Raw genomic sequence first — 14,466 nt, forward strand, 5'->3', positions numbered from 1 at the left:
CGTCCCGCCCGGAACGTGAGACTTCCCCGTACTTGCCCCGGCATGCCGGTGTGGCGGCAGTGGTGTGCGCCCGTCCGGGCAGCTCATGTGACGAGCGTCACGCCGATTTCCTCGGGCCCGGTGTAGTCCGGACGCGGGGCGCCGGGCGTATGCCCGGTGAGACCGAGGAGATCCAGGAGCTGTTTGTTGACCGTCGAGGAGTTTGAAGAGTTCTATGCGCAGACGGTCGCCCGGCTGACGGGGCAGTTGTTCGTGATGCTCGGTGACCAGCACGAGGCGCAGGACGTGGTGCAGGAAGCTTTCGTCAAGGGCTGGAGCCGACGGCGTCAGCTCGACCTCGACGGGCAGCCCGAGGCGTGGATCCGTACCGTCGCATGGCGTCTGGCGGTGAGCCGGTGGCGCGGCCGGCGGCGGACGGCGGACGCCTGGCGGCGCAGCGGCGCCCCGCCCCATGCGGAGGCGCCCGGCCCGGAGTCGGTGGCCCTGGTGGAAGCGCTGCGGGAGCTGCCGTCCAAGCAGCGCCGCACGCTGGCCCTGCACTACGTGTGCGATCTGACGGTCGAGCAGATCGCCGCGGAGACCGGTGTGGCGGCCAGCACCGTCAAGACCCATCTGGCCCGGGGCAGGGCCACGCTCTCGCACCGTCTGCAGGATCCGCGTACCGAGGAGGGACCCTGTGTCTGAACCCAACGACCCGCTGCGGTCCCTGTTCAAGGAGGCCGCGGACGCCGGCCGGTCGCGCGCCCGTTCCGCGCCGCCCTCGTACATCACCGAGCGCGGGGAGCGCGTGCGCAGGCGCCGGGTCGTCGCGCTGGCGGTCGGAGCGTGCCTGGTCCTCTCCGGTACGGGCGCGGCCGTGGCCACGCTCCTGCCCGGAAATCCGGACACCACCCTCCCGGCCACCACGCCCACCACCCCGCAGCCCTCTCCCAGGCTCTCCCCGTCACGTACCAGCCCGCCGACGACGGACGCCCCCACTCCCGGCGAGAGCGTCTCGACATCACCGGCCAGCCCCACCGGGAGCACCAGCACGCCCCCCTGACCACCCGCCTCCCGTGCCCCGGGCAGTGCCGGCCGGGGCCGTTCGTTCCGTACCCGGGCCGGCGCGGCCCGGGGCCGTTCGGCACGCGCACGTCCGATCCAGGAGATTCTGCTGTGAGCCTTTCGACCCCCCGGCGGCCGAGTGAGTGTCCGTCCGGACGGACCGGGACCGCTTCCGGTCCGTCCGGCGACACTCCGCCGACGAGCACGGCATCCTTCGGCCGGCTCCTCCACCGGCTGAAGCCGGCCGACCGCGAGGTGCTGTGGCTGTACCTGCTGACCCGGCTGGGCATCTGGACCACCGCCTACTGCACCCGCTGGCTGTTCCTCGACGACCACCAGACCCGCCAACCCATCTCGTTCTTCTCGCCGTGGCAGCGGTGGGACTGGTGGCACTACCTGCACATAGCCCAGGACGGCTACTTCCCGAACGGGGCCGGTCCCTGGATATCCGGCTGGGACAACAGAGAAGCCTTCTTCCCCGGCTTCCCCTACCTGCTGCGGGCCGTCCACACCGTCGTCCCGAGCTGGCCCGCGGCCGGTGCGCTGATCTCCTTCGTCGCGGGGGGCGTCGCCGTGCTGGCCCTGGCCCGGATCGCCCGGCTGCACCTGCCGCAGGAGAACGCGGGGCAGCGCGCCGCCCTCTTCTTCCTGCTCTCCCCGTGCGCCGTCTTCCTGGCCGCCGGCTACACCGAAGCGCTCTTCCTCGCCCTGGCCCTGCCGGCCTGGCTGGCCGCCCAGCGTCTCAACTGGCCGCTCGCGGCCGCCCTGACCTGCCTGGCCACCACCGTCCGGGTCAGCGGACTCTTCGTCGCCGCGGCCCTCGCGGTCCACTTCGTGCTCCATGCCCGCACCGCCGCCCACTGGCGCCGCCTTCCCTGGCTGGCGCTGCCCGCCCTCCCGCCGTTGCTCCAGAGCTGGTACCTGCACGCGCACACCGGTGACTGGATGGCGTGGAAGCACGCGGAGGAACGCGGCTGGTACCGCGACTTCCACGCCCCCTGGGAAGCCTGGCGGAACACCTGGCACGCGGCCTTCGGACACTCCCAGAGCACCGGGTACGCCCTGATGTCCCAGGCCGAACTCCTCGCCATGCTGGTCGGCGTCGGCCTGCTCGTCGTGCTGGTGTGGCGGCGACGCTGGCCGGAGGCCGTGTACATCGCCCTCACGCTGTGGGCCCTGGGCACGTCCTACTGGTACACCTCCATCCCCCGCGCGACCCTCCTGTGGTGGCCGCTGTGGACCGGACTCGCCGCCTGGAGTCTGCGGTGCCGCCACGTCAAGACCGCCTATCTCGCCGTCGCGGCGCCGCTGATGACCGTCTTCGCCGTCACCTTCCTCTCCGGACGGTGGGCCGGCTGACCCGCGGCTTCCTCTCCGGACGGTGGGCCGGCTGACCCGCGGCCCGCACGCCGGCGGGCCCCGGGAGCGGGCCCGTTCGCGGGCTGCCCGGTGACGCATGGGCACGGCCCCGCCGAGTGCGCAAGGATTGGGGCATGCCCAACCGACTCGCGCACGCCACGTCTCCGTACCTCATTCAGCACGCGGACAACCCCGTCGACTGGTGGCCGTGGGAGACCGCCGCCTTCGAGGAGGCGCGCCGGCGCGACGTGCCGGTGTTCCTGAGCGTGGGGTACAGCTCCTGCCACTGGTGCCACGTGCTCGCCCACGAGAGCTTCGAGGACGAGGAGACGGCGGCCTTCATGAACGAGCACTTCGTGTCCGTGAAGGTGGACCGGGAGGAGCGGCCCGACATCGACGCCGTCTACATGGAGGCCCTGCAGGCGGCGACCGGCCAGGGCGGCTGGCCGATGTCGGTCTTCATGACCCCGGACGGCCGGCCGTTCTACTTCGGCACGTACTTCCCGCCCGAGCCGCGCCATGGGTCACCGTCCTTCAGGCAGGTGCTGGAGGGCGTACGGGCGGCCTGGGCGGGGCGGCCCGATGAAGTGGCCGAGGTGGCGGAGAAGATCGTGCGGGATCTGGCCGGCCGGCGGCTGGACTACACGAAGGCCGGACTGCCCGGCGAAGCGGAGCTGGCCCAGGCGCTGCTCGGGCTCACCCGCGAGTACGACCCGGCCTCCGGCTGGTTCGCCGGCGACACCCGGTTCCCGCCGGGCATGGTCGTCGAGTTCCTGCTCCGGCACTGGGCCCGGACGGAGTCCGAAGGGGCCCGGGACATGGCCGAGGGGCTGTGCGCGGCCATGGCGCGGTCGAGCCTGTACGACCAGGTGGGCGGAGGCTTCCACCGGTACGTACTGCGCCGGCCCGACGGACCCCTGATCCCGCACTTCGAGAAGATGCTCTACGACAACGCGCTGCTCTGCCGGGCGTACGCCCATCTGTGGCGGACGACGGGTTCGGCCCAGGCCCGCCGGGTCGCTCTGGAGACCGCGGACTTCATGGTGCGCGAGCTGCGGACGCCGGAGGGCGGTTTCGCCTCCGCGCTCGACGCCGACAGCGAGGACGGAGCCGGCCGGCACGTCGAGGGCGCGTACTACGTGTGGACGCCGGAGCAGCTGCGGGAGGTCCTCGGCGAACAGGACGCGGCCTTCGCCGCCGAGTACTTCGACGTGACGGAGGAGGGCACGTTCGAGGAGGGCGCCTCCGTCCTCCGGCTCGCGCGGACCGGCACCGGGGCGGACCCGGACCGGGCCGCCGACGTACGCGCGAAGCTGCTCGCCGCCCGTGAACTGCGCCCGCGTCCCGGGCGGGACGACAAGGTGGTCGCCGCCTGGAACGGCCTGGCGATCGCCGCGCTCGCCGAGACGGGGGCGTACTTCGACCGGCCCGACCTGGTCGAGCGCGCCACGGAGGCGGCGGATCTGCTGGTACGGGTCCACATGGGCGACGTCGCCCGGCTGGACCGGACCTCGAAGGACGGCCGGAGCGGCGGGCACGCCGGGGTCCTGGAGGACTACGGCGACGTCGCGGAGGGTTTCCTCGCCCTGGCCGCGGTCACGGGCGAGGGGGTCTGGCTGGAGTTCGCCGGCTTCCTGCTCGACATCGTGCTCCAGCACTTCACCGGCGAGGGCGGGCAGCTGTACGACACGGCGGACGACGCCGAGCAGCTCATCCGCCGTCCGCAGGACCCCACCGACAGTGCGACTCCGGCGGGCTGGACGGCGGCGGCGGGTGCGCTGCTCTCGTACGCCGCGCACACCGGCTCGGAGGCGCATCGTGCCGCCGCCGAGGGAGCGCTGGGGGTGGTGAAGGCGCTCGGGCCGCGGGTTCCCCGGTTCATCGGCTGGGGGCTCGCGGTCGCCGAGGCGCTCCTCGACGGGCCGCGCGAGGTCGCGGTCGCCGGGCCCGTGGGCGGCGAACTGCACCGTACGGCGCTGCTGGGGCGGGCACCCGGCGCGGTGGTGGCGGCGGGGGAGGCTGCGGGGACGGAGTTCCCGCTGCTGGCGGACCGGCCGATGGTGGGCGGGGCGCCGACGGCGTACGTGTGCAGGCACTTCGTGTGCGACGCTCCGACGACGGATCCCGGGGAGCTGGCACGGAGCATCGGAGCGGGCTCGCCCGGGGACCGCTGACGGGGAAGTGACGGGACCGCCGACCGGCGGAGGCGGCGACGGGGGAGCAGCGGCGCGGATCCGCCGATACGGGTCCGCTGGTACAGGTCTGCTGCTGAAACCGGTCCGCCGGCGCGGGACCGAAGACGCGGGACCGAAGACGGAGGAGCGGCGGGGCGGTGGCCCGGAGGGTGCGGAGTCCCGGTTACAGCGCCGGGCCGCCTTCGAGCGTGTCCAGCGCCCGGTTGATCATCCCGATCAGGTCGCCCTCCTGCCCGTGCTCGCCCCAGTACAGCGTCGCCTCGCGCAGCGCCGCCAGCACGGCCGCGACGAACACCCGGACCTCCAGGTCGTCCGGTTCGCGGCCGCCGCGGTCGGCGAGCGCCCGGGCCAGCGTCCTCGCCGTTTCCGACAGGGTCTCCGTCATCCGGGCCCGGACGGCGGGGACCTCCACCATCAGCCGGGTGCGCTCCCGCAGCTCGTTCTCCTCGCCCGCGAGGAACATCGTCAGCGCTTCGGCCATGATGAGCCGCAGCGACTCCAGCGGCGGTTCGTCGGCCGGCCGGTTCCGCAGCCGGGCCTCCAGGACCGGGTCGTACGTGTCGGTGAGGACGATGTCCTCCTTGGCCGCGAAGTACCGGAACACCGTGCTCGGCGACACCTCGGCCGCCTCCGCGATCTGCTCGACCGTCGTCGCGTCGTACCCCTGCTCGGATATCAGCCGGTACGTCGCCCGGCGGATCGCGATCCTGGTCCTGAGCTTCTTCCGCTCGCGCAGCCCCGGCGGGGGCTGCGCCACCGGCGCGGAAACGGAAGGGGTACGGGAGGTGGCGGTCATGGTCGACATTGTCGGGCATCGACGGGCGCCGGGACCATGCCCGTACGCTCCCGCGAGGGCGTTCAGCCGTGGTTGTAGGCCACCAGCGAGATGCCGACGTAGTGCACGACGAAGGCCGCCAGGGTCAGCGAGTGGAAGACCTCGTGGAAGCCGAACCACCGCGGTGACGGATTGGGCCGCTTGAGGCCGTAGATGACACCGCCGGCGCTGTAGAGCAGCCCGCCGACGACGACCAGCACCAGCACCGCGATCCCGCCGGTCCGCATGAAGTCCGGCAGGAAGAAGACCGCGGCCCAGCCCATCGCTATGTAGCACGGCGTGTACAGCCAGCGCGGGGCGCCGACCCAGAACACCCGGAAGGCGATGCCCGCGGCCGCCGCCGCCCAGACCGCCCACAGGAGCGGCGTCCCGGTCGACTCGGGGAGCAGGAGCAGGGTCAGCGGGGTGTAGGTGCCCGCGATGATGAGGAAGATATTGGCGTGGTCGAGCCGGCGGAGCACCGCCTCGCCGCGCGGGCCCCAGGTGCCGCGGTGGTACAGCGCGCTCACGCCGAACAGCAGGCATGCGGACAGGACGTAGACGGCGCAGGCGATCCGGCCGCGGCCGGAGTCCGTCAGCGCGATCAGCACGATCCCCGCGACGATCACGGCGGGGAACATCCCGGCGTGCAGCCAGCCGCGCAGGCGTGGTTTCAGCGGGGCGGTGTCGAACTCGGCTGGTTCCAGCCCGGGCGGCTCGGGCGCGGCGGCAGCAGTCATTCCGGCATCGTACCTACGCCACCGTAGGTAGCGGACAGGAGTGGCAATGCTCACGTGTGCGGCCCTCTGGACATATGGGCGCAACGGTCGGATGATCAAATGAGTGCGGTCGGCACCGGATGAGCGCCAACGAGATTCGAAGGGGTCGAAGCATCCGGGTCGCAGCCCCCACGGGGCCAACCAAACAGCAACCCTCAACAAGGAGCGATCGTGGCGCGCGACATCGCGGCTCCCCTCACTGCCCCCACCAACCACCAGGAGCTCATCTCCTGGGTGAACGAGATCGCAGCCGTCACCGAGCCGGACCGGGTGGTCTGGTGCGACGGCTCCGAGGCCGAGTACGAGCGCCTGTGCGGGGAGCTCGTGGCCAAGGGCACGTTCACGAAACTGGACGAGACCAAGCGCCCGAACTCCTACTACGCCGCGTCCGACCCGAGCGATGTCGCCCGCGTCGAGGACCGTACGTTCATCTGCTCCGAGAAGGCGGAGGACGCGGGTCCGACGAACCACTGGAAGGCCCCCGCCGAGATGCGGGAGATCTTCACCGGGGACCAGGGCGTCTTCCGCGGCGCCATGCGCGGCCGCACGATGTACGTCGTGCCCTTCTGTATGGGTCCGGTCGGCTCCCCGCTCTCCGCGATCGGCGTCGAGATCACCGACTCCGCGTACGTCGCCGTCTCGATGCGCACCATGACGCGCATGGGACAGGCCGTGCTCGACGAGCTCGGCACCGACGGATTCTTCGTCAAGGCCGTCCACACGCTGGGCGCCCCCCTGGAAGAGGGCCAGGAGGACGTTCCGTGGCCGTGCAACTCCACCAAGTACATCTCGCACTTCCCCGAGGACCGCGAGATCTGGTCGTACGGCTCCGGCTACGGCGGCAACGCCCTGCTCGGCAAGAAGTGCTACGCCCTGCGCATCGCCTCCGTCATGGCCCGCGACGAGGGCTGGCTCGCCGAGCACATGCTGATCCTCAAGCTCACGCCGCCGAAGGGTGAGTCCGAGGAGCCCAAGTACATCGCCGCCGCGTTCCCGAGCGCCTGCGGCAAGACCAACCTCGCCATGCTGGAGCCCACGATCCCCGGCTGGACCGTCGAGACCATCGGCGACGACATCGCCTGGATGCGGTTCGGCGAGGACGGCCGCCTCTACGCGATCAACCCCGAGGCCGGTTTCTTCGGCGTCGCGCCCGGCACCGGCGAGCACACCAATGCCAACGCCATGAAGACCATGTGGGGCAACTCCGTCTTCACCAACGTCGCGCTCACCGACGACGGCGACGTCTGGTGGGAGGGCATGACGGAGACCGCTCCGGCCCACCTCACCGACTGGAAGGGCAACGACTGGACGCCCGCGTCCGAGACGCCGGCCGCCCACCCCAACGCCCGCTTCACCGTCCCGGCCGGCCAGTGCCCGATCATCGCGCCCGAGTGGGAGGACCCGAAGGGCGTGCCGATCTCGGCCATCCTCTTCGGCGGCCGCCGCGCCTCGGCCGTACCGCTGGTCACCGAGTCCTTCGACTGGCAGCACGGGGTCTTCCTCGGGGCCAATGTGGCCTCCGAGAAGACCGCCGCCGCCGAGGGCAAGGTCGGCGAGCTGCGCCGCGACCCGTTCGCCATGCTGCCGTTCTGCGGCTACAACATGGGCGACTACATGGCCCACTGGCTCAAGGTCGGCGCGGAAAAGCCGGACCAGTCGAAGCTCCCGAAGATCTACTACGTGAACTGGTTCCGCAAGAACGACGCGGGCAAGTTCGTGTGGCCCGGCTTCGGCGAGAACAGCCGCGTCCTGAAGTGGATCGTCGAGCGCCTGGAGGGCAGGGCCGAGGGCGTCGAGACGCCGATCGGCGTGCTGCCCGCCAAGGGCGCCCTGGACACCAAGGGCCTGGACCTCTCCGAGTCCGACCTGGACTTCCTGCTCACGGTCGACAAGGAGGTCTGGCGCGAGGAGGCCGGACTGATCCCCGAGCACCTCAACACCTTCGGTGACCACGCGCCGAAGGAACTGTGGGACGAGTACCGCGCGCTGGTCCAGCGCCTGGGCTGACGCCCCCGGGCGCATCCCGCGTGGCTGCGCCCCGTACACCCCGCGGCCGGGTCTCCCGACATCCGCCCTGACCTGTGGCGTCACCGGCCCGCGCCGCGGTACGACCCCCGGAATCCCCTCACGGTTCCGGGGGTCGCCCCTTGCCGCCCCTTCATGGAACCCGCGCCATCAGTCCTGGTCGCCGGTGCAGATTCCGTTCTCCCAGGCCCAGGCGGCGATCTCGACGCGGTTGCGGGTCGCGAGCTTGCGCTGGACGTTGCCGAGATGGGTCTTGACCGTGGACAGGGTGACGTAGAGCTCGGCGGCCAGCTCCTCATTGGTACGGCCTCGCGCGACGAGGCGTACGACATCGAGTTCACGCTGGGTCAGGGGATCGACCAGCACGCCCGGCCCGGCTTTTGCCGTACGGACCGGGCGAGCCCGGGAGGCGGCCGGCCGCCGGCTGCGATGGGGCGCCATGTGCGCGAGGAGACGGACGGTCACCGAAGGAGAGATGAGCGAGTCCCCCGTGGACGCGGCTCTCACCGCTTCGGTGAGCAGGCCGGGAGCCCCGTCCTTGAGGAGGAAGCCGCAGGCGCCGTTACGCAGGGCGCTGTAGACGTATTCGTCCAGGTCGAAGGTGGTGGCGATGAGGATGTTCAAGGGGTCCGGGACGTCGGGGCCCGCGAGGAGACGGGTGACTTCCAGGCCGTCCAGCTCGGGCATCCGGATGTCCAGGAGGCAGACATCAGGCCGTAGCCGCCGGGCCTGTTCGACTGCCGTGGCCCCGTCCGCGGCCTCGGCGACGACCTGCATGTCCGGCTGGGAATCGAGGATCATACGGAACGCGGCGCGGACCATCGCCTGGTCGTCGGCGAGGAGTACCCGGATCGTCATGCCGGACATGATCGCAGGTGGTGCGCCGTCCATCAGCTGGATGAGGTGGATGCGGCGCCCAGGGGGAGAACGGCCAGGACGCGCCAGCCGCGTCCACTCTGCGGGCCGGCGGTGAGTTGCCCGCCGATCGCCTCGACCCGCTCGGCCAGACCGACCAGGCCATAGCCGCTCCCGTCCGCCTTCCCACGGGCGGCCGGGGTGCCGCCCCGGCCGTCGTCGGTCACCGACACCTCCAGCCGGCCCCGGGAGCCGGGTTGCACGGTGACCCGCACCCCGACCCGGTCGGCTCCGGTGGCGTGCTTGCGGACATTGGTCAGTGACTCCTGCACCACGCGGTGGACCGTGGTGGTGGTCTCGGGCGGGAGACGGCGTTCGGTGAGCCCCGGGTCCAGGGTCAGGTCGGCGGGCGGGCCCAGGACGGAGAACTCCTGTGTGAGGTCCCGCAGCATGCTCAGGTCGCCCGTGGGATGGGTGGTGGCCGGTGTGGCGGTGTCCCGCAGGGTGGAGACCATGGCGCGCATCGCCCCCATCGCCTGAGATCCGGCACGTTCGATCTCGGCGAGCATCCGGTCCAGGTTCTCCGGGGACTGGCTGTGGCCGGCCGCCGCCGTGAAGCGCGCAGCCTTGGTCTGGGCGACGATCGCCGTGACGTGGTGCGCCACGAAGTCATGCAACTCCCGTGCGTGCTCCACGCGCTGGGCCCGCCGCATGGCTTCGCGTTCCCGGGCGCGCAGGGTGTCGTACAACCGCAGGCACACCCCGAGCACCACCATGAACGGCACCGCGACCACAGCGATCAGGCTGATCAGGAGTTGGTGGTCCTGCCGTTCGGCGATCCGCAGGGGAAGCAGTGCGGCGGCGATCGCCGGTCCCGCCGCGTAGGCGACCGCTTTTGATGCCGGGTAGCGCCGTACGGCGCGGGTGATCAGCAGCAGGGCCGCGCACAACTCCACCATGCCCGGGGTGTTTTCGGGACGGTGGGGCAGTTGCGTCTCCACCACGGACAGAGCGCCCGAGGCGGCCGTGGCAAGGGCGATCTGCTGTGCGAGCAGGCGTTCGGGCGCGACCAGGGCGGCCAGGCACAGTACCCCGGAGACCACCGTGGCCGCAGCGGCCGGCAGGTAGGGCGCGTTGAGCCCCTCCAGCACCACGAGGACGACCAGAGCAGCACCGATGAGGCACAAGAAGGCTCGCTGGGTGAGGGACCGAGCCCGGAAGGCGGAGACCATGCAGGCCACGCTACGGCAGCGCCGTGCACGCCACTTCGGCCATTCGGCCGAGGCAGGGGGCGGCCGCTTCGGTATTCCGGTGGATCCGCGGCACCCGCACCACGCCGAAGGATCGACCCCAGGGACTCCCCGGTAACCGCCGGCCGCGTCCTCGCCGCATTCGGCCGATCCCATTCGGTCAGTCCGCTATTCCACGAGCAGTTGTGCAGGAGCGATGAGATGAACCAGAGGACGGATACCCTCTCGTCCCCCGAGAGGGCCGGCGCGGTGATCGCCGCCGCAGGCGACCTGACCAAGATCTACGGCAAGGGCGAGACCCGCGTCATGGCGCTGGCCGGGGTGTCGGCCCGCTTCCTGCGCGGCGAGTTCACCGCGATCATGGGGCCCTCCGGCTCCGGCAAGTCCACGTTCATGCACTGCCTGGCCGGACTGGACACGCCCACGTCCGGTACGGCGCGCATCGGCGACACCGACTTGGGTTCGCTGAACGACGCACAGCTGACCAAGGTACGGCGCGAGCGCATCGGCTTCGTCTTCCAGGCGTTCAACCTGCTGCCCACCCTCACCACCTGGGAGAACATCACCCTGCCGTGCCACCTGGCCGGGCACACCCCTGACCAGGCGTGGCTGACGAACCTGATCAACCTCCTGGGGCTGGCGTCCCGGCTCGACCACCGCCCCGCCCAGCTGTCCGGCGGCCAGCAGCAGCGGGTCGCCTGCGCCAGGGCCCTGGCCACCCGGCCGGCCATCGTCTTCGCCGATGAGCCCACCGGCAACCTCGACTCCCGGGCGGGAGCCGAAATCCTGTCCTTCCTGCGGGCTTCCGCACAGGAGTTGGGCCAGACGATCGTGATGGTCACCCACGATCCGGTCGCCGCGGCCTACGCCGACCGCGCCCTCTTCCTGGCCGACGGACGCCTTGTCCATGAGATGTTGGACCCGACCGCGGCCGGGGTGCTGGAGCAGATGAAGACCTTCGACGTCTCGCAGCGAGTCGGCTGACCGCGATGACCCACCACGCGATCCCCTCCCGAAGGCCGTCGACGTTCCGCGCCGCTGTCCGCACCCTTCGCTCCCACCGCCTCCGTTTCGCGATGCCCGCCCTCGCTGTGCTGCTGGGCGTGGCGTTCGTGACCGGCTCGCTGTTCTACAGCGAGTCCGTCAGCACGGCCATGGCCCGTGCACAGACCAACTCCCAACCCGATGTATCGGTGGAGATCGCACCGGACCGTTCTGCCGAATCGTCGTCCGCGGCCTCCTCCGGCGGCCCCCGGGAACTCGACGATTCGCTCCTGCGGCGGCTGCGCACGCTGCCCGGCGTCTTTGCGGCCCGTGGCACGGTCGAGGGCCACTCCTTCCTCGTCGGATCCGACGGCACCCTGGTCGGCGACCTGTACCGAGCCGCGGGCGTCAACTACGTCCCCGACCGTACGGGCAAGGACCCTCGCTACCCGCTCACGGCGGGCCGCGGCCCCCGTACCACCGGGGAGATCGCCGTCGACCGGCAGGCCGCCGAACGGGCCGGGTACCAGGTGGGCGACCGGGTACGCATCGTCGTCAACGGCACGGCCAAAAGCGCCCAGTTGGTCGGCATCTTCACCGCGCAGGACAGTCGCACGGCGGCCGGCGGCACCCTCACCGCCTTCGACACCCGCACCGCGCAACGGCAGTTCGCCTCCGCCCCGGGCAGCTACTCGGCGATCACCCTGACCGCGGCCGACGGCACACCACAGACCCAACTCGCCGAACAGGCACAGAGGTTGCTGCCCCCCGGATTGCGCGCCGCGACCCGGGAGGACCTGGAATCCGAGGCGACCTCCGCCGACGACGGCCAGAAGCTCACCACAATCCTGCTGGGCTTCGCCGGCATCGCCCTGTTCGTCTCCACGCTGCTGGTCGCCAACACCTTCACCATGCTCAGTGCGGCCCGCGCCCGCGAGCACGCGCTGCTGCGTGCGGTCGGCGCCACCAGGAAGTACGTGATGCGCCAGGTCCTGGCTGAAGCCGCCATCGTCGGAACGGTCGCCTCCGTCGCCGGCTACGTGCTGGGCATCGGGGTCGCGACGCTGTTGAACAAGCTGTTCGGCGTCACCGCAGGCCCGAATGCCGCTTTGCAGATCTTCTCCGTCACACCTGTGCTCGCGGCGTTCGCGGTCGGCATCGGCGTCACCGTACTGTCGGCGTACCTCCCGGCCCGTCGAGCGGCGGCCGTTGCGCCCGTGGCGGCGCTACGTACCAGCGAGCCGCCCACCGCTGCCTCGCTGCGCCGCCGCAACATCGTCGGCCTGGCCATCACCGCGTTCGGAGCCCTGCTGGTCGCAGCCGCCGTCGGCAGCGAGAACCTCCTCTTCGGCGCCGTACCCGTCCTCCTGATCGGACTGATCGTCCTCACCCCGCTGCTCGCCCTGGGCGTCACCGGGCTGCTGCGCTCCCCGTTGACCCGGCTGGCAGGCATCCGCGGCAAGCTCGCCGTGGAGAACGTCCGGCGCAACCCACGCCGTACGGCGGCCACCGCGACCACCCTCATGGTCGGCCTCGCGATGGTCACCGCCGTCACCGTGGCCGTCACCTCGGTCAACCGCATGGACGAGCAGGAAGCCGACAGCTCCATGACCTCGGACCTGCGCATCACGGCTGTCGACTTCGCCGAGATCGGCGATGACACCGCCGCCCGCGTGGCACGGCTTGCGGACGCCGAGGCCGTCACGCCGATCATTCGCACCTACTTCGATCTGTCCGACACCGACTCCCTGTCGACGACCGCCGTCAACCCCGCCACGGTGCAACGCCTGACACCGGTCACCGCCCGGAAGGGCTCTTTGGACCGGCTCGACCACGGCATCGCGGTCACCGAAACGACGGCCGCCGCCCACGGCTGGCGACTCGGCTCCCGAGTCACCGGCATCCTCAGCGATGCGGGCACGAAGACCAGCCTGCCCATCGTCGCGATCTACGACGGCCCGGACGATCTGACCCCGGTCCTCATCTCCGACAAGGCCCTGCCCCGCACCTCCGGCACCGAGGACCGGCCGCGCACCGAATCCATCCTGATCAAGGCCGCCCACGGCCGGACGGCCGCGCTCCGCAAGGAGATCCAGCGGACCCTGGACAACCCGGCGCTTCTTGTCCAGGACCGTGCCGACGCGAGGGCGGCTGCCGCTGCGCGGAACGCCCCGTTCCTGAACATCATGTACGCGTTGCTCAGCGTCACCGTGCTGATCGGCGCCCTCGGGGTGGTCAACACCATGGGCATGGCCGTCTTCGAACGCGTCCGGGAGATCGGCGTACTGCGGGCTCTCGGCCTGGACCGCCGAGGCGTCGGCTCCATCCTGCGCCTGGAGTCGGTGACCATCTGTCTCCTCGGCTCGGCACTCGGCCTCATCGCCGGCAGCGCGATCGGCGCGGCGGCCGTCTTCAGCCAAGAAGGCGTCCCCCTCGTCATCCCGTGGGACAGGACGCTCCTCTTCTTCCTCGCCACCACCGCAATAGGCGTCCTCGCCTCCCTCTGGCCAGGGCGCCAGGCCGCGAGAATCCCGATGCTCAAAGCCATCACCAGCGACACCGAATGACAGCCGAGCGCCCTGCGAAGTCCGGATCCCGCCACCACTTACAGGGGTCCCTCCGGTGTCCCGCCTCCGGGGCACGGATGAGTGACACCCGGTCCACGCGCCTCGACGGCCCGTGGACCGGGGTCGTCAGAGGGCGCCGACCAGCCGCGCCGGGGCGGCAGGGGCGGTGGCGGCGATCGCCGCCGTGTGGGCGTCCATGCGCTCGGCCGCGAGAATCGCGACGGCCGTGTCGGCGCGGGACGCGGCCACCACCAGCGCCCGGCCCGCCAGGGCGTGGGCGCGGCGGTGGAGCGCGAGTGCGGGTGCGTCGGTCCGGCCGGCGTGCCGGGCGGGCGGCGCGCCGCGCAGCCTGGCCACCTGCTCGGCGATGCGGTCGCCCGCCGCGCCGAGGTCCAGCTCGTCGGTGACCGCGAGGAGTGCGGCCAGGTGCCCGGCCAGCTGGATGTCCAGCTCCTCCTCGCGGGAACGGTGCGGGAAGTCGTCGGCGTGGTCGGCCGGTGTGTGGACCGATTTGGTGCGGATCGGTTCGTACATGGATGGCCTCCTGGTGTTGCTGTGGAACCATCCTACATTGGATTTAGTCTAAAGTTGTCC

Annotated in this window: 12 protein-coding genes; 7 read left to right on the forward strand and 5 right to left on the reverse strand. The window is 71.4% G+C overall.

Going from position 1 to position 14,466, the window contains the following annotated elements; genetic code table 11:
* Positions 1 to 186: 186 nt before the first annotated feature.
* From ACF08M_RS19175 to ACF08M_RS19190, 4 genes are all read left to right on the forward strand, one after another.
* Positions 187 to 684, forward strand: coding sequence for a SigE family RNA polymerase sigma factor (locus ACF08M_RS19175; RefSeq protein WP_392186426.1), 498 nt, complete (start codon positions 187 to 189; stop codon positions 682 to 684).
* Positions 677 to 1,042 carry a hypothetical protein gene (locus tag ACF08M_RS19180; protein WP_392186427.1) on the forward strand — a complete coding sequence of 122 codons (366 nt, stop codon included), beginning with the start codon at positions 677 to 679 and terminating at the stop codon, positions 1,040 to 1,042. The genes ACF08M_RS19175 and ACF08M_RS19180 overlap by 8 nt, the downstream gene beginning before the upstream one ends.
* 113 nt (positions 1,043 to 1,155) lie before the next feature.
* Positions 1,156 to 2,403: a mannosyltransferase family protein gene (locus ACF08M_RS19185; RefSeq protein ID WP_392186428.1), complete on the forward strand. Its 1,248-nt coding sequence runs from the start codon at positions 1,156 to 1,158 to the stop codon at positions 2,401 to 2,403.
* A gap of 134 nt (positions 2,404 to 2,537) precedes the next feature.
* Positions 2,538 to 4,577: a thioredoxin domain-containing protein gene (locus ACF08M_RS19190; RefSeq protein WP_392186429.1), complete on the forward strand. Its 2,040-nt coding sequence runs from the start codon at positions 2,538 to 2,540 to the stop codon at positions 4,575 to 4,577.
* 184 nt (positions 4,578 to 4,761) lie between these two features.
* Here ACF08M_RS19190 and ACF08M_RS19195 read toward each other — a convergent pair whose 3' ends face one another.
* Positions 4,762 to 5,403, reverse strand: coding sequence for a TetR/AcrR family transcriptional regulator (locus ACF08M_RS19195; RefSeq protein ID WP_392186430.1), 642 nt, complete (start codon positions 5,401 to 5,403; stop codon positions 4,762 to 4,764).
* 53 nt (positions 5,404 to 5,456) lie between these two features.
* The gene (locus ACF08M_RS19200; protein WP_392186431.1) at positions 5,457 to 6,152 is read right to left on the reverse strand and encodes a hemolysin III family protein; all 696 of its coding nucleotides are present in this window, start codon (positions 6,150 to 6,152) and stop codon (positions 5,457 to 5,459) included.
* Between the two features lie 210 nt (positions 6,153 to 6,362).
* Here ACF08M_RS19200 and ACF08M_RS19205 point away from each other — a divergent pair, with 210 nt between their 5' ends.
* Positions 6,363 to 8,198: a phosphoenolpyruvate carboxykinase (GTP) gene (locus ACF08M_RS19205; RefSeq protein WP_392186432.1), complete on the forward strand. Its 1,836-nt coding sequence runs from the start codon at positions 6,363 to 6,365 to the stop codon at positions 8,196 to 8,198.
* 168 nt (positions 8,199 to 8,366) lie between these two features.
* Here the strand turns inward: ACF08M_RS19205 and ACF08M_RS19210 are convergent, their stop codons facing one another.
* The gene (locus tag ACF08M_RS19210) at positions 8,367 to 9,083 is read right to left on the reverse strand and encodes a response regulator (protein WP_392186554.1); all 717 of its coding nucleotides are present in this window, start codon (positions 9,081 to 9,083) and stop codon (positions 8,367 to 8,369) included.
* Positions 9,084 to 9,106: 23 nt separating this feature from the next.
* Positions 9,107 to 10,303 carry a sensor histidine kinase gene (locus ACF08M_RS19215; RefSeq protein ID WP_392186433.1) on the reverse strand — a complete coding sequence of 399 codons (1,197 nt, stop codon included), beginning with the start codon at positions 10,301 to 10,303 and terminating at the stop codon, positions 9,107 to 9,109.
* 219 nt (positions 10,304 to 10,522) lie between these two features.
* On the opposite strand from ACF08M_RS19215, the gene ACF08M_RS19220 reads away from it, so the two are divergent.
* Positions 10,523 to 11,305, forward strand: coding sequence for an ABC transporter ATP-binding protein (locus ACF08M_RS19220; protein ID WP_392186434.1), 783 nt, complete (start codon positions 10,523 to 10,525; stop codon positions 11,303 to 11,305).
* Between the two features lie 5 nt (positions 11,306 to 11,310).
* Complete coding sequence (locus ACF08M_RS19225; RefSeq protein ID WP_392186435.1) at positions 11,311 to 13,872, forward strand: ABC transporter permease; 2,562 nt, start codon at positions 11,311 to 11,313, stop codon at positions 13,870 to 13,872.
* Positions 13,873 to 13,998: 126 nt separating this feature from the next.
* On the opposite strand, the gene ACF08M_RS19230 is transcribed toward ACF08M_RS19225, so the two are convergent.
* The gene (locus tag ACF08M_RS19230) at positions 13,999 to 14,406 is read right to left on the reverse strand and encodes a hypothetical protein (RefSeq protein ID WP_392186436.1); all 408 of its coding nucleotides are present in this window, start codon (positions 14,404 to 14,406) and stop codon (positions 13,999 to 14,001) included.
* Positions 14,407 to 14,466 lie beyond the last annotated feature (60 nt).

The sequence above is a fragment of the Streptomyces sp. NPDC015032 genome (genome assembly GCF_043080425.1).
Lineage (GTDB): Bacteria > Actinomycetota > Actinomycetes > Streptomycetales > Streptomycetaceae > Streptomyces.